The 15,974-nt window shown below is 62.9% G+C and carries 13 protein-coding genes; 10 read left to right on the forward strand and 3 right to left on the reverse strand.

Annotation, left to right across the window (positions count from 1 at the left end; all coding sequences use genetic code 11):
• The first annotated feature begins 198 nt into the window (after positions 1-198).
• The 5 genes from EXZ48_RS25530 (at position 199) to EXZ48_RS25550 (ending at position 6,601) form a co-directional block, all read left to right on the forward strand.
• Positions 199-2,583 (forward strand): Orn/Lys/Arg decarboxylase N-terminal domain-containing protein, encoded by a 2,385-nt coding sequence (locus EXZ48_RS25530; protein WP_207900495.1) that lies wholly within the window; start codon positions 199-201, stop codon positions 2,581-2,583.
• Between the two features lie 14 nt (positions 2,584-2,597).
• Positions 2,598-4,127 (forward strand): arginine/agmatine antiporter, encoded by a 1,530-nt coding sequence (gene adiC / locus EXZ48_RS25535; RefSeq protein WP_130519231.1) that lies wholly within the window; start codon positions 2,598-2,600, stop codon positions 4,125-4,127.
• A gap of 347 nt (positions 4,128-4,474) precedes the next feature.
• Complete coding sequence (locus EXZ48_RS25540) at positions 4,475-5,632, forward strand: sensor histidine kinase (RefSeq protein WP_130519233.1); 1,158 nt, start codon at positions 4,475-4,477, stop codon at positions 5,630-5,632.
• A gap of 433 nt (positions 5,633-6,065) precedes the next feature.
• On the forward strand, positions 6,066-6,302 hold the full coding sequence (locus tag EXZ48_RS25545) for a type II toxin-antitoxin system CcdA family antitoxin (protein WP_050745958.1): 237 nt from the start codon (positions 6,066-6,068) through the stop codon (positions 6,300-6,302).
• Positions 6,302-6,601 carry a CcdB family protein gene (locus EXZ48_RS25550; protein WP_130519235.1) on the forward strand — a complete coding sequence of 100 codons (300 nt, stop codon included), beginning with the start codon at positions 6,302-6,304 and terminating at the stop codon, positions 6,599-6,601. The genes EXZ48_RS25545 and EXZ48_RS25550 overlap by 1 nt, the downstream gene beginning before the upstream one ends.
• 207 nt (positions 6,602-6,808) lie before the next feature.
• On the opposite strand, the gene EXZ48_RS25555 is transcribed toward EXZ48_RS25550, so the two are convergent.
• The 3 genes from EXZ48_RS25555 to EXZ48_RS25565 are packed head-to-tail and all read right to left on the reverse strand — an operon-like array spanning position 6,809 to position 10,004.
• The gene (locus EXZ48_RS25555) at positions 6,809-7,651 is read right to left on the reverse strand and encodes a TIGR01459 family HAD-type hydrolase (protein WP_130519237.1); all 843 of its coding nucleotides are present in this window, start codon (positions 7,649-7,651) and stop codon (positions 6,809-6,811) included.
• Complete coding sequence (locus tag EXZ48_RS25560; protein WP_130519239.1) at positions 7,648-8,925, reverse strand: FGGY-family carbohydrate kinase; 1,278 nt, start codon at positions 8,923-8,925, stop codon at positions 7,648-7,650. Before EXZ48_RS25560 ends, EXZ48_RS25555 begins: the two co-directional genes overlap by 4 nt.
• The gene (locus EXZ48_RS25565; protein ID WP_130519241.1) at positions 8,922-10,004 is read right to left on the reverse strand and encodes a class II aldolase/adducin family protein; all 1,083 of its coding nucleotides are present in this window, start codon (positions 10,002-10,004) and stop codon (positions 8,922-8,924) included. Before EXZ48_RS25565 ends, EXZ48_RS25560 begins: the two co-directional genes overlap by 4 nt.
• Before the next feature lie 190 nt (positions 10,005-10,194).
• Here EXZ48_RS25565 and EXZ48_RS25570 point away from each other — a divergent pair, with 190 nt between their 5' ends.
• From EXZ48_RS25570 to EXZ48_RS25590, 5 genes are all read left to right on the forward strand, one after another.
• Positions 10,195-10,974, forward strand: coding sequence for a DeoR/GlpR family DNA-binding transcription regulator (locus EXZ48_RS25570; RefSeq protein WP_130519242.1), 780 nt, complete (start codon positions 10,195-10,197; stop codon positions 10,972-10,974).
• The gene (locus EXZ48_RS25575) at positions 10,971-12,365 is read left to right on the forward strand and encodes a carbohydrate kinase (protein ID WP_130519244.1); all 1,395 of its coding nucleotides are present in this window, start codon (positions 10,971-10,973) and stop codon (positions 12,363-12,365) included. Before EXZ48_RS25570 ends, EXZ48_RS25575 begins: the two co-directional genes overlap by 4 nt.
• Positions 12,362-13,888: a sugar ABC transporter ATP-binding protein gene (locus EXZ48_RS25580; RefSeq protein WP_130519246.1), complete on the forward strand. Its 1,527-nt coding sequence runs from the start codon at positions 12,362-12,364 to the stop codon at positions 13,886-13,888. The genes EXZ48_RS25575 and EXZ48_RS25580 overlap by 4 nt, the downstream gene beginning before the upstream one ends.
• Before the next feature lie 35 nt (positions 13,889-13,923).
• Positions 13,924-14,907: a ribose ABC transporter permease gene (locus EXZ48_RS25585; protein WP_130519248.1), complete on the forward strand. Its 984-nt coding sequence runs from the start codon at positions 13,924-13,926 to the stop codon at positions 14,905-14,907.
• Between the two features lie 65 nt (positions 14,908-14,972).
• Positions 14,973-15,911: an ABC transporter substrate-binding protein gene (locus EXZ48_RS25590; RefSeq protein ID WP_130519250.1), complete on the forward strand. Its 939-nt coding sequence runs from the start codon at positions 14,973-14,975 to the stop codon at positions 15,909-15,911.
• The last annotated feature ends 63 nt before the right edge of the window (positions 15,912-15,974 follow it).

Consider the following 15,974-nt stretch of genomic DNA (forward strand, 5'->3'; position numbering starts at 1 on the left):
TGTATCGAGCTCACAACAGTGCGGATGATAATCCACCAAGATTTGGATATCTCCCTGTTCATGGAAGCCAGATTATCGGCGACCATTTTGCTATCGAAGACACAGCTTTTTCGGATGCTTGGCGTTTGTCAATTCTCTCCGTAAGGCTTGCAAGAAAAGACTTCTGCCGAAGTTCCGCATTTACTGACGAGCTCAGAAATGTTCGGCGATGCCAGATGCATCAATCCGAGCCCCTCTAACGACGCCGGCAGTGCGACGGCGAGTTGTTGTCCCGACAAAAAGGAGTTCGCCATGTCATCGCGATCGAGCCTCAGGCTGGCCATGAGAGCATTGTTGGTACGCGAAACGTTCGGTCCGGATACCGCCGCGGGGCGCGCGGTGGACCACCTCATCGACGAACTGGAACGACGTGAGATCGACGTGGTGATCTCATCCGACGTCAATGATGCGGTAGCCGTCGTTTCGACTGATCCTTCGATCCAGTGCATGCTGCTTGACTGGGATCTCGATGACAGTGGGGACCATCAGTCCGCGCGCGCGGTGCTGGATGCGATGCGGGCGTTCAATGCCGATGTGCCGATTTTCCTCTTGGCGGACCGCAGTGCTGCATCGGCAATCCCGATGGACGCGATGACCAAGGCGGACGATTTTATCTGGCTGTTGGAGGATACAGCCGATTTTATCGGTGGCCGCGTTCTGGCTGCACTACAACGGTATCGCGCGACGGTGCTTCCGCCGATGTTTGCAGGGTTGGTGCAGTTTGCCAACACGTACGAGTATTCGTGGCACACCCCTGGGCACACCGGCGGCACCGCATTCCTGACGTCACCGGTCGGCCGCGCCTTTTTCGAATTTTTCGGCGAGAGCCTCTTCCGGTCCGACCTGTCGATCTCTGTGGGCGATTTGGGGTCGCTGCTGGATCACACCGGGCCGATCGGGGCCGGCGAGCGCTACACTGCCAAGGTCTTCGGATCGGATCGAAGCTACTATGTGACCAACGGTTCGTCGACATCGAACCGCGTAATCCTGATGGCGAGCGTGACACGCAACCAGGTGGCGCTGTGCGACCGGAATTGCCACAAATCGGTTGAGCATGCGATGACGCTGTCCGGAGCAATCCCCTGCTATCTGATGCCGACACGCAATGCCTATGGAATTATCGGCCCGATTCCACCCGAACGACTCACCCCGGCGGCACTGCGATTGCTGGTGAAGGACAATCCGCTCGTGACGGATGAGGTGGATGAGACACCCGTCCATGCAGTGATCACCAATTCGACCTATGACGGGCTCTGCTACAATGTTGCACGGCTGGAGGAGTTGCTGGGAGAGAGCGTCGACCGGCTCCATTTCGATGAAGCCTGGTATGCCTACGCCCGGTTCAATCCGCTCTACCGGGAGCGTTTGGGCATGCATGGCGAGCCGAGCATCCGCGATCGCAACAAGCCCAGCGTGTTCACCACGCATTCGACCCACAAATTGCTGGCCGCGTTGTCGCAGGCCTCACTGATCCACGTCCGCGACGGGCGGAACCCGATTGATCATGCGCGCTTCAACGAGGCGTTCATGATGCACGCTTCCACATCGCCCAACTACGCGATCATCGCATCGAACGACGTGTCGGCGGCGATGATGGATTCATCGGGAGAGAAACTTACGGGCATGTCGATCCGTGAGGCGATTGCCTTCCGTCAGACGGTTTCACGGCTGAATGCCGAGATTTCCGACGAAAACGGCTGGTTCTTCGATATCTGGCAGCCGCCGAAGGTGGTGGACGCGCGCGGGCGGACCGTGCCGTTTCATGAGGCCGATCCTGAATATCTGGCGACCGAACCGACCTGCTGGCATCTCGCCCCGGAAGCCGAATGGCATGGCTTTGGCAATATAGAGCCAGGCTATTGCATGCTTGATCCGATCAAGGTCTCGGTCCTGACCCCGGGAATGGACCCGAGCGGCGATCTGCGCGCTGTAGGCATCCCCGCAAGTGTCGTCACCGCCTATCTCGCCGCCCGCGGGATCATCGTCGAAAAAACCACCGACTTCACGATCCTGTTCCTCTTCTCGCTGGGCGTGACCAAGGGGAAATGGGGCACGCTGGTCAACGCGCTACTCGATTTCCGCAAGGACTACGATGCGAACGCGCCGCTGGAGCGAGCGATTCCCAGCCTCATCGCCAGCCATGGCGATAGATATGGTGGAATGGGTCTGCGCGAGCTGGCCGATCTGATGTTTGCCGCCATGGGCGATCTGGCGACGACGCGAACCATGTCCGAAGCGTTCAGCATATTGCCGAAGCCCGAAATGAGCCCCGTTTCTGCATATGAAAATCTGGTGCGCGGCCATACCGAAAAGGTATCGCTGAACGAACTGGCCGGGCGGACGCTGGCCACAGGGATCGTCCCCTACCCGCCGGGCATTCCGCTGATGATGCCGGGCGAAAATGCCGGCCCCGCCGATGGCGCGCTGATCGGCTATCTGAAGGCGCTTGAGGCCTATGACCTGCGCTTTCCAGGCTTCGGCCATGACACCCACGGGGTGGAGGTGGAAGACGGCGTCTACAACGTCCTCGTCGTGCGGCACTGAAGGGGAAGATCGACATGACTGATGCAACCGCAACCACCGATGCCGCCACAGGCGCAAGCAGCAAGATGGGTGTCGTTCCCGCAACCTTGATGGTTGCGGGCAACATGATGGGGTCGGGCGTCTTCATGTTGCCGGCCAATCTGTCGGCCATTGGCAGCATCGCGCTGATCGGATGGATCTTCACGATCGTTGGCGCCGTGACGCTGGCGCTTGTGTTTGCCAAGCTTGCCGCAATCGATCCTGCCGCGGGCGGCCCCTATGCCTACACCCGCAAGGCGTTTGGCGACTATATGGGCTATCAGTCCAACCTGATCTACTGGCTGGCCAATGTGATCGGCAACGTCGCACTGGCAGTGGCGGGGTTGGGCTATTTGACGCATTTCTTCCCTGTCCTACGTGAACCGGTTGTGATGGCGTTCGGCGCGATAGCGATCATCTGGTTCTTCGCCTATGCCAACATCCTTGGACCCAAACTGGTCGGCCAACTGCAATCCTTCACCACCATCTTCGCACTGGTGCCGATCTTCGGCATGGCGGTATTCGGCTGGTTCTGGTTCAGCGGTGACATCTACGCCTCGGCATGGAACGTTTCTGGCAAGAGCGATGCGAGTGCGGTGATGGCAACGTTGACCTTCACCTTGTGGGCATTTATCGGCGTCGAAAGCGCGTCCGTTTCAGCGGGTGTCGTCGAAAACCCGTCACGCAACGTGCCAATTGCCACGGTAGGTGGCGTGGTTCTGGCCTCGGTCGCCTATATCCTCAGCTCATCGGTCATCATGGGAATGATCCCGAACAAGGAGCTGCTGGCGTCTTCCGCGCCATTTGCCGATGCGGCACGTATCGCCCTGGGCGATTTCGCGGGCAGTGCAGTTGCCCTATGCGCGGCGGTCGGGTGCCTGGGTTCACTGGCCGGCTGGACATTGCTGGTCGGGCAATCCGCCAAGGCCGCTGCGGATGACGGACTTTTTCCCGGCATCTTCGCCCGCGTCAACAAGCGGGGCGTGCCGTCACTCGGCCTCGTCATCGTGGCCGCGCTGATGAGCATACAGGTGATCGCCACCATGTCGCCCACGGCGAGCGAGCAGTTCGGCAAGATCGCGTCGGTGGCGGTGATCATGACATTGCTGCCGTACATCTACTCGATGATCGCGATAAAGGTGCTGGGCTATCGCAAGATGTCGAACGGCCAATACACCTTTTTCGTCGGGGCGGGACTGGTTGGCGCAATCTACTGCATGATTGCGCTGATCGGGTCCGACGGCGAGCAGACACGTTGGTCGCTGGTGTTCGTTATTTCGACGATCGTCTTCTTTTCGGCATCCATCACCCGCAAGCGTGACATCGAGGAAAAGCATCTCCACCCCGGCGGCCGTGCACCATACTGGGTGCGCTACCTTGCATTGGGCGTGACCATCATCGCATTGATCGCCATGTTCTGGCTGTCGATTGGTGAGCAGAGGAAGGGTGACCTGCGCACACGCTCCCCACAGACCCCTGAAATCCAACAGCCCGTTGGAGAGACGGGGACACAAGACGTACCGTGATCGTGCCGTCACCTGGGTCGGTCAACCAGGCACAACCGCGCCCTTCATCCATGACGGCGCGATCAACGAAAACGTGTTCCGTGCGTATGCCGAGCAGATGCTGGTTCCAAGCCTTGCACAAGGGAAGGCCGTCGTGATGGATGACCTGCCGGCCACAAGGCCGCCGGCATCCGCTCAAGCAGGGCGAGAGGAGCCTCGCTGGCAAAACGACTTTACCCACCTCTGCTCCCATTCCGGGAAAGCGACGAGAGCTTGTGAAGCGAGAAAAGCCCTCCCTTCGCTCACAATGGCTTGCCGAAATTCTTTCCCCTATAATACTGGCGATCCGTTGACTGTGGAGCCGAGTAATGTTGCTGAAGAACCTCGCTTACGAACAATTTGAGATGATGGGCTCAGACAGAAACGGTGCCGAACCTTCTGCCGTGGTCATCAAGCTGATGCTGGGATTCTGGGCGACGGAGTTTTTGATGTCCACGTCCCTCTGGGTGCTTCTTGGCGTCAATCCATTGAATTACTTACCGATAAAAGTGGGCGTGTCGCTGCTATCGCTTCTGTTGACGTTTGTCTTGACATGGATTCTCGTGTCCGTTCGAACGTCCAGTATCATATCCAAGATATTTCTATCCTTCCCAATGTCCATCCTGGCGGCATTGGCGGCGACATCCGTGGACTTCGCGCTCTTCCATGCAATCGATCCGGCAGTCGCGGTCGAGTATGACCGGGAAAATTTCTGCTATACGCTCTTTTATGGAATATCGTTGTTCCTCGGCTGGTCCTGTTTCTTCATCGCCCATATGTATAACCTGGAAGCCCGCGCCCATCAGCAGCGGTCCGCCATATCACGCGAGGAGGCTTTGAACGCCAAGGTTCAAGCCTTGCATTACCAGATCAACCCGCATTTCCTGTTCAATACCCTCAATTCCATCGTCGGCCTTATTGAAGAAGGCGCTTCGAAGCATGCCAGCCTCATGGTCATATCGCTCTCGTCGTTCCTGCGCAAAATGCTTGAACTCGACCCGCTTCGCGACCTCACTTTATCCGAGGAGCTTGCGCTGGAAGCAGAGTATCTCATGATTGAGCAAGAACGCTTTTCGGACCGGATGAGCGTTTCGCTCCAGATACCTCCGGATCTTGGTGATGCGCTTGTCCCCAGCCTCATCCTGCAGCCCTTGATCGAGAATGCGATCAAGCATGGGCTTCGCTGTTCAACCGGATTCTTGAAGATAACAATCACGGCCGCGCAAAATGGGGAAGCCCTGGCTCTCTCCGTCGACAATGTTACGCAGACACCGATGCAATTCGGTGGAGCTGCTCGTTCCGGCCTGGGGATTGGTCTTGCCAATGTCGAGCAGCGCATTCGCGCCCGCTTCCCGCAAATGGGGTCGCTCATCGCCGGTCCGGTCTCCCCGACACATTTTCGCGCATTGCTGACCATGCCCTTGCGTACAGCCAAACGCGGGGATCTCGCGGGGCCGCATCTTGATGGTCGGCCCAGATCGACCTGATCAAAGCGGACAACGGAGTGGTTGCGCGTTAATTTTCGCGAGGATTTCAGTATTTTTCCGTTTGGTATAGTCCCGTTTGGCATCGCCTCAACGATCGCCCCTGCGTCAGCCGCATCCACTCCATCAGCCCTCAATGCTAGTCAACAGATCCGCTGCCATTTGACTGGCGCCTGATTTCCAGATTCGGAGATTTGGAACCGTCCAAGGCACTGCAACGGAAATACGCGATAAGCGCAGTCATACATCTGCATCATGCCATCCGGGCACGCGGTGTCCCGTAGATTGTCGTGGATGACAAATCTTCCTTCTCGCCCATAGACGTCGGCGTATTTCTTCGCCGCGGCGCACCAGATCGCTAGGACCAGGCGGGTTATGGTCGCAAGCCTTGCCGGGCCTGCAGTGCGCATATAAGATGCGCATAACGGAGGACCACATGCAAGGCCAATCCACCACCAAAAAGCCGACCAACCTGACACTCGATCCATCTTTGCTGATGGAAGCAAGATCGTTTGGAATAAACCTGTCGGAAGCGGCGGAGGCCGGTTTGCGACGCGCCGTCGCGGACGCGAAGGCCCGGGCATGGCAGCGCGAGAACGCCGACGCTCTGGCCAGCTCGAACGCATGGAGCGAGGCGCACGGCTTGCCCCTGGATCAGTATCGACAGTTCTGATGGCACGCTTTGATGTCTATGCCAATCCGGGCGGAACGGGTTATGTGCTCGATGTTCAGGCGGATGTTCTGCAGGAGTTGAACACGCGGATCGTGGTGCCGCTGTTGCCTTCGGCACAGGCGCCGCTGCCAGCCAAACGCCTCAATCCGGTATTTGCTATCGGGGACGAACCCCACACCATGGTCACTCAGTTCATGGCGGCCATTCCCCGTAAATTGTTGCGAAACCCGGTCACCAGCCTTGCGGGGCAGGACGCCGAAATCATGCTTGCCCTCGACATGGTGCTCGTCGGGTTTTGAGGCACCTGCGCCTGTATTACGGGCTTGTCACATCAACCTAGTTTAGCCGGATGAGGCCGCTGCTGTATAATTCAAGCAATCGTTCCGGTCACAGCCTTCCCGTAGCCATTCACACCTCCTGGTTTCGGGTGTCGCGGCGACCGGTTGAATCTATCTATCCTGCAAGTCCTGACACTTGGCTTATGTAACAAGCCCCACCGCACGGCTTCAAATGGCGAAGCGGTCCATCACGAAATCCGGGCGCGCGCCGTGGAGGCCGGCAAGGGCGGTGAGGTCGGCCTCGGTGCTTTCGGCGAGGATGCCCGTCCGGACGAGGCAGGAGGCGAGCCCCGCGCCGGCGGCGCCGGCAATGTCGTGTTCCAGGCTGTCGCCGATGCAGACGATCCGGTCGGCCGGAAGACCGTCGAGCAGCGCCTGCGCCTGCCGGTAGATTGCCGGATGGGGTTTGCCGAACCAGCGCACCGGCCCACCGAGGTCCTGGTACGCCAGCGCGATGCTGCCGGCGCCGGGCGCCGTGGTGCCGCCGCTTGCGAGCTTGTGCCGGTCGGGATTGGTGCAGTAGCAGGGCACGCCGCGCCGGGCGGCGGGGGCGAGGCGGCGGCGGTAGTCCGCCATCGGGACACGATCAGCCTCGCTGCCGGAAACAATCACGATATCGGCCAAGGCCGCATCAACGACGCTCTTGAAACCGAGACGGTCGGCAAGGTTGCGGTCCCCCCCGCTGGAAATCGTCAGGCATCGCGTCCCGACCGCAGAACCGGCCGTCTCGCCGGCAAGGATGTCGTAGGCGACATCGCCGGAGGTGAGGAAACGATCGAAGCCCGCCCGGTCGAAACCGAGCTTGACGAGCCGCTCCGCATTGTAGTCGCCGCTGCGGCCGGAATTGGACAGCACGATGACGGTCTTGCCCAGTGCCTTGAGGCGCAGCAACGCATCATTGCCCCCGGGATAGGCGCCGTCCTCGTCCCGGAGCACGCCGAACTGATCGACGAGGAAGGCATCGTAGCGGGCGGCCAGCGCCGCAAGGTCGATCTGCGGGGCAAGGCTCATGGCCAGCGGTCCTTTCCGGCAAGGACGAGCGCCGCCGTGCCGACAGCGGCTTCCGCCGAATTCGACGGCAGGAAGGGGACGCCAAGCGCCGCCTCCCGCATGCGGGTCCAGGCCGGATTGGCCGCGCCGCCGCCGACCGAGCGCACCGAGCGTACGCGGGGGCCGCCGAGCGCGGCCAGCCGCGCATAGCCCGACGCCTCGATCCCCGCGATACCCTCGAGGATCGCCTGGAAGAAAACGACGTCATCGACCGGGCGCGGCTCCAGCTGCGGCACAAGGGCAGGATCGTTGACGGGGAAACGCTCGCCCGGCCGCAGCAAGGGGTAGTAGGCAAGGCCGGTCGGCCTGTCCGGCCGCAGCAGCGCGGTCATCGCCTTCACCTGCATGTCGTCAAACAGGCTGCGGATGACCGCACCGCCGGAATTCGAGGCCCCTCCGGCGAGCCAGAAATCGAGGATGCGATGCGAATAGATACCGTAGTCCGCCGCATCGATCGGCTCCGCCGAAGCAAGCTTGACGACCAGCGTCGAACCGAGTGCGGTCACGCCGTCGCCGATGGATGCGGCGCCCGTTGCTAGGAACGAGGCGCAGCCATCCGTCGTACCGGCGTGGTAGCGGCAGCCATCCGGCAGACCGAGGGCCCGGCCCGCCGCCCCGACGGTCGCCAGCGGCGCACCTGCGCGTTTCACCTTCGGCAAGAGGCCGACATCCATGCCGCAGGCTTCGATCCAGTCCGGCCAGCGCTCCGCGGCGAGATCGTAGCCCGTCTTCAAGGCGTTGTTCTCGTCGCTTGAAGGCGCGGCCAACCCAAGCTGCAGGAGGACCCAGTCCGCCTGGTGCACGACGGCGTGGACGCCGGCCTGGCGCGAAAGATGGATGGCCCGGGCGAGCGGCGAGGTCACACCCCGCGCCGGGCTGTCCGCCGGCGCTGACGCCGCGACCCGATCGAGGATGGCTCGGTCGGGACAGGGATCGTTGTACATCAGTGCGTCGCCAAGCGGCGTGCCGTCGGCATCGATGGCGAGCACCGTACCGGAGGTGCCGTCGACCGCGACGCCGGTTATGGCGACAAGCGAGCCGCGCGCGGCAAGTTCACCGAGACACGCGCGGACACCGGCCCGCCACGCGGTGGGCGAGCGGCCGGCCGCGGCATCCGGGAATGGCGAGGACGCCATGTCGACACGCGTGCCGTCGGCGGCAAGGGCCGCGGCGCGCACGCCGGACGTGCCGAGATCGATGCCGAGCGCGACGGCGGGTCCGGGCGCCGCGCTCATGCCCGCTGGCTCGCCTTGCGGTCCAGCGCCTGGCGGTACTGTTCGGCCTCCCAATGGGTCAGTTCATATTCCTGGTCGCTGCCAAGATGGACGATAGCTGCCCCATCCGGCACGCGCGACACAACTTCCGCCAGGCAGCGTGCCATGACACGACCGCCATCGGTAAGCGCGTCGGCAAGCAGCACACCCTGATCGGGCACAAGCAACATCTTGGGAATATCGAGCCCGCGCGCGCCCCGCGTCCGCGCATAGGCCATCACGCTCTCGCCCGCGCCGAGCACACCGATCTCCGTGCCGAGGAAGATGACATGGTCGGGATAGAGCGAACCGCCCGTGGCGACTGCGATGTTGGCGGGGTGGAGCGCAGTCTTGTGGCTTCCGGCATCCTCGGCGACGTGAAAGGGGGCGCCTTCGATCAAGGTTTGAAGATGCGCGGCGTTCCCCGACACCGTTGCCCGCTCATCCACCGAGAGGGCCGCGGTCACGCAGGCGATGCGCGTACGCACCTCCTCTACCGTCTCCCCGGCAACGATGATGCCATGGTTGTAGAGGATCAACACGTCCGGCCGGTTCGCGGCGACGGGATCGATCTCGTAGGCGAGCGGCGTGCCGGGGCGGCGGTAGGGAACGGTCGCCCAGGCAAGATCAGGCAGCGCGGCCATGCGCTCGGCGAGGATTTGCTCCCGCCCGGCCAGCACGGAAAGAGCGATAGCGTTGACACAGTGATAATGCGCGACGACGGTCTGCGGCAGCACCGCATGAAAGCTCGTCTCGATCGACGGGCGCAGGCCCGAAGCGTTGAGCGCCGTCACAACGAAATCCGTCGCCTTTTCCGCGCTCGGGTCCCGCGCCCTGAGCGCCGCCACCAGCGGCGCAACCTCGACCGGCACCATGATGTCCTGTTCGCCAGCATGGGCAAGCCAGGTACCGGAAGCCTTCACCCACATCACGCCGTCACGCTTGAACGAGGTGTTTCCACCGGCACCCTGTGTTTTCAGGATGTCGCTGCCGATCTCCCTCGAGAGCGCGAGAAATGCTTCGAAGGCCGCCTTGTCCTCCGCCCGAATGCCCGAAGCCATGCAGCCCCTCCTCTAGACAGTCCACCACCCGCTTTCCGGCTCACCGGAATCTGAGCGAACTTTTCTCAAGATCGTATTTATGTGATTGCAGATCGTCAACAGTGAAGAATTTTCGTCACCATTCTTGATCGACATACATTATTGTGATTATCTTTGTTCATCGGCGAGGGAGACGCCGGGAGGATCAGCCGTGAACGACACCGAGCGCCACAAGGCCATCATCGATCTTCTGCGCGAGACGCCCTTCGCTTCGGTGCGGGATCTCCAGGAGCATCTCGGCGTGTCGCCCGCCACCATCCGCCGCGACATCGATAAGCTGCACGAGCTCGGCCGGGCGCGGAAAGTCTATGGCGGGATCTCCGCCAGCGAGGCGGCCGACAGTGGGCGCCTTTCGGCAAAACCCTATGACGAAAACCGCGACATCGCCGTGGAGGCAAAGCGCGACATCGCCGCAATGGCGGCCGATCTCGTACGCGACGGGGATTCCATCATCGTGCATGCGGGCTCGACCTGCTATCAGCTCGGCATATTGCTCGCGCAGCGCAACCTGCGCATCTGGACCAATTCCATGCCGCTGGCCGCCCATCTCGGCGAGCACGGCACCTGCCAGCTCTCTCTTGCCGGCGGCGAACTCTATCGCGAACCGGGCATCATCCATGACAGCGCCGCCGGTTCGCCCGCCTTCTTCGCCTCGCGCTTCTTCCTCGGCACGCAGGGCATCAGCAGCAAGGGGCTGCTGGAATCACATCCGCTGCTGGTCAAGGTGATCGGCGAGCTGTCGGCCTGCGCCGACGAGATCGTGCTGCTCGCCGACAGCCGCAAGTTCTCCATCCAGCCGCGCAACGTCGCGCTGCCGCTCTCGCGCATCGGCACGATCATCACCGATGACGGCCTGACGGACGCCGCCGCCAGGATGCTGGAGGATGCCGGCGTCACCATCCTGATCGCACGGACGGGAGGGACCAGTTGAGCATCGCCCCCATCGCCGTCTTCGATCTCGGCAAGACAAATTCCAAGCTCTTCGTCATTTCCAGCGAAGGAAAGGTCATCGACGAGGCACGCACCCGCCCGGTCTGGCGGGAGGAGGATGGCCTACACGTTCTGGATGATGCGGCGCTTCTTGCCTGGATGAAGGGGGAGCTTGCCCGCATCGTCGCCGGCTATGGTGTCGACCGCATCACCTTTTCCGGTCACGGCTGCACCTTCGCGCTGGCCGCCGACGACGCGCTTGCCCACCCCATCCTCGACTACGAGCAGGAGCCGCCCACCGAAATCGCCGCCCGCATCGACGCCATGGCGCCGGATTTCCGCGAGACCTTCTCGCCTCCGCTGCCCCTCGGCTTCAACTATGGACGCCACCTCCTCTGGCTGGACGCGCGTAAACCGGGCCTCCTTGAGAAGGCCGATGCAATCCTCGCCTATCCGCAATTCTGGAGCTGGACGTTTTCCGGCCGGAAGGTCTCGGAAGTCTCCTATCTCGGCTGCCATTCCAATCTCTGGGCACCGCTGAAGGACGATTTCAGCAGCCTCGTCGACAAGATGGGCTGGCGTGGCAAGATGCCTGGCTTTGCCCGCGCCGGCGCCGTGATCGGCACACACGCCGTCACGCTCGGCGACGGCCGCAAGGTGGAGGTCGCGGTGCACAACGGCGTGCACGACAGCAATGCGGCACTCTATTTCTATCGCTCGCTCGGCTTTACCGATTTCACGCTGGTCTCGACCGGCACCTGGGTGATCGTCTTCAATTCTGCAAGCCCGCTCGAACGGCTCGACCAGACGCGCGACATGCTGGCGAATGTCACGGTCGATCGCCAACCGATCGCAACCATCCGCTTCATGGGTGGGCGGGAATATGACCTGGCGAGCGGCGGCTGGACGCGGCCGGTCCGCGAAGAGGCGCTGGCGTCCGTCATGGCAAAGCGCGCCTTCGCCTTGCCCTCCTTCGCTGCCGGTGGCCCAGTGCCGGGCCACGCCGGGCACTTTTCCGGACCAACCGTCGGGGGCGAGGAGCGCGCGGCCGCGGCCCTGCTCTATGTCGCGTTGATGACCGATCTTTCGCTCGATCTCATCGGCTCCGACAATACGATCGTTATCGATGGCGGGCTGGTAAAAACGGGGCTCTATGCTGCCATCCTCGCGGCCCTGCGCCCCGCACAGACCGTGCACATCAGCGCCAACCCGGAAGGCAGCGCCTTCGGCGCGGCGGCCCTCGTCTTCGAGGACCATGGCCACAACCCCTTCGTCAACGATTGCGCGGTCGCCACGCCGGCCGCCCTTGCCGAGCTCGACGCCTACAGGCGGGAATGGCGCCGGCAAGTCGAAGCGATGCAGGCCGCGCCCCGAAAGGAGAAGCGCGCATGACGGAACGGACGAACGCCCCTGCCCTTCTGGAGATGCGCGACATCAGCAAGACGTTCGGCGCATCGAAGGCCCTGTCACATGTGAACCTGACCGTGCATGCCGGCGAGGTGCATGCGCTGATGGGCGAGAACGGCGCGGGCAAGTCGACGCTGATGAAGATCCTGTCGGGCGCCTATACGGCCGATCCCGGTGGCGCAGTGCTGATCGGCGGGGAGCCGGTGACGCTCGGCGATCCGCTGAAGGCCAAGGCCCATGGCATCGCCGTCATTTACCAGGAGCTTTCGCTCGCCCCCAACCTGTCGGTGGCGCAGAACATGTTCCTCGGCAACGAGCCTGCACGCTTCGGCCTTGCCGACCGCGCCGAGATGCGCCGGCGGGCCGAGCCCATCCTGAAACAGCTTGGCATCGGCTTTTCCCCCGCCCACCGCGTCGGGGAACTCTCGCTCGGCGAGCGGCAGATGGTGGAAATCGCACGGGCGCTGACGACCAGGGCCCGCATCATCGTCATGGATGAGCCGACGACCTCACTGACGACGCGCGAGACCGACCGGCTGTTCGACGTCATCGCCCGGCTCAAGGCCGATGGCATCGCCATCATCTATATCAGCCACCGCATGGAGGAGATCTACCAGCTCTCCGACCGCGTCAGCGTGCTGCGCGACGGGGCCTATGTCGGCACGCTGGAACGGGCCGGCCTTTCCGCGAACACGCTGGTTTCCATGATGGTCGGCCGCGACCTTTCCTCGTTCTACAAGAAGGAACACCGGCAGGCCGAGGGCGCGCGCGCCGCCGTCCTGTCGGTGGACAATGTCGGCGACGGTGCGCGCGTGCACGACTGCTCCTTCGAGGTGCGGGCCGGCGAAGTCCTCGGTATCGCCGGCCTCGTCGGTTCAGGCCGTACGGAGCTTGCCCGTCTTGTCTACGGTGCGGACCGCCGGACGACGGGGACGGTGACGCTGAATGGCAAGGCGCTCGCGATCGCCACGCCGCGCGACGCGCTCGATGCCGGCATCGCCTATCTTACGGAGGACCGCAAGGCACTGGGCCTCTTCCTCGACATGTCGATCAGCGACAACATCAATATCGGCGTCATCGCTGAGGATGCGAAGGCCGGCGGCGTCCTGAACTTCGCCAGGGCACGGGACCGGGCGCTCGCGGCCGTCAAGGCCCTGTCAATCCGCACCCCCAGCACGCAGATCAATGTCGGCGCCCTATCGGGCGGCAACCAGCAGAAGGCGCTTCTGGCACGCCTCCTAGAGACGAAGCCGCGAGCAGTCATTCTCGATGAGCCGACGCGCGGTGTCGATGTCGGCGCCAAATCGGAAATCTACCGCATCATCGACGCGCTCGCCGAGAACGGCATTGCCGTGGTCGTCATCTCCAGCGACCTGCCGGAGATTCTCGGCATCGCCGACCGCGTCCTGGTGATGCGCGAGGGGCGCATCGCCGGCGAAGTGGCACAGCCGATCGAGCAGGAAGCGATCATGGCGCTGGCGACCGGCACAGCCGGCCAAGCCGCCTGACGAACGAGGCGAAACGCAAAGAACGGGACGGAACCATGGCTGCAAGCGAAACCGAAGACGCCCGGATGGAAAGGCTGAAACTGCGATCGACGCTGACGGCGCTCGGCATGCTGCCGGTGCTCGTGCTGCTGGCGATCGGCTTTCATCTGCTCTCCGGGCGCTTCCTGTCGGTGGGCAACCTGTCGATCGTCATGCAGCAAGCCTCGATCAACACGGTGCTGGCCGCCGGCATGACCTTCGTCATCCTGACCGGCGGCATCGACCTTTCCGTCGGCTCGATCCTTGCCGCCTCGGCGATGATCGCGGTGATCGTCTCGCTGGTGCCCGACCTCGGCATGCTGGGCATTCCGGCGGCGATCGCTGCGGGCCTTGCCTGCGGCTTCCTCAACGGCGCCATCATCGCCTGGCTGAAACTCCCGCCTTTCATCGTGACGCTTGGCTCGCTAACGGCGATCCGCGGCGTCGCGCGCCTACTCGGCAGCGACACGACCGTCTTCAACCCGGACCTGCCCTTCGACTTCATCGGCAACGGAACGCTGTTCGGCGTACCGTGGCTTGCCATTATCGCCATCGCGACCATCATCGCCTCCTGGTTCATCCTCAAGCGCACCGTGCTCGGCACCTGGATCTATGCCGTCGGCGGCAATGCAGAGGCCGCTCGGCTCACCGGCATCAAGGTGCCGCTGGTCCTGCTCTTCGTCTATTCGATGTCGGGCCTGCTCTCCGGCCTCGGCGGGGCCATGTCGGCCGCCCGGCTCTATGCGGCCAACGGCCTGCAGCTCGGCCAGGCCTACGAGCTCGACGCCATCGCGGCGGTCATCCTCGGCGGCACCAGCTTCGTCGGCGGCGTCGGCTCCATCTGGGGCACGCTGATCGGTGCGCTCATTATCGCCGTGCTCTCCAACGGCCTCATCCTCGTCGGGGTTTCCGACATCTGGCAGTACATCATCAAGGGCCTTGTCATCATCGTCGCCGTCGGCCTCGATCGCTACAGGCTCAAGGGCATTAGCCGGACCTGAGCCCGGCTGAACGAACCGGTCGTCACCGGAAACAACGGCGAAAAACGCCACCAAAGGAGGAAAACATGCGTCTTATGCCAAAGTTGCTCGTCGGCACCGCACTGGCCGCCGCGATCGCCATGCCCGCAGCCGCCAAGGACCTCAACAAGATCGGTATCTCGGTCGGCCTGCTCGGCAACCCGTTCTTCGTCGCCACCATCAAGGGCATCGAGGACCGGGCCAAGGAGATCAACCCGAATGTCGAAGTGATCTCCGTTTCGGCCGACTATGACCTCAACAAGCAGGTCTCCCAGGTCGACAGCTTCATCGCCGCCGGCGTCGATATCATCATGCTGAACGCCGTCGATGCGAAGGCCATCGCCCCCGCCGTAAAGAAGGCGCAGGCCGCCGGCGTCGTCGTCGCCGCCTTCGACGTGTCGGCGCCCGGCGCCGACGTCACCGTCATGACCAACAACGTCAAGGCGGGTGAAGAGGCCTGCAACTACATCGCCGACAAGCTCGGCGGCAAGGGCGACGTGGTCATCATCAACGGCCCGGCCTCTTCCTCGATCCTCGAGCGCGTTGAGGGCTGCAAGGGCGCGCTCGGCAAGCATGCCGACATCAAGATCCTGTCCGACGACCAGAACGGCCAGGGCTCGCGTGACGGCGGCCTTGCCGTGATGCAGGGCCTGCTGACCCGCTTCGACAAGATCGACGCCGTCTTCGCCATCAACGATCCGACCGCGATCGGCGCCGAGCTCGCCGCCAAGCAGCTGAACCGCAGCGAATTCTTCTTCACCGCGGTCGACGGCGCGCCCGACATCGAGACCTCGCTTGCCAGCGGCAATTCCATGATCAAGGCCTCCGCCTCGCAGGATCCCTATGTCATGGCTGGCCAGGCGCTGCAGCTCGGCGTTGAGGTGCTGAAGGGCAACAAGCCGACCGAACCCGTCGTGCTGCTCGACCCGCAGCTCATCACGGCCGACAACATCAAGGACTACAAGGGCTGGACCGCAGCTCGCTAAACACACTTCCCAGAGGCCGGGCGCATTCGCGCAAGCGGTGTGCCCGGCCGCCCCTTGCTTCAT

The organism is Shinella sp. JR1-6, from assembly GCF_004284735.1.
Lineage (GTDB): Bacteria > Pseudomonadota > Alphaproteobacteria > Rhizobiales > Rhizobiaceae > Shinella.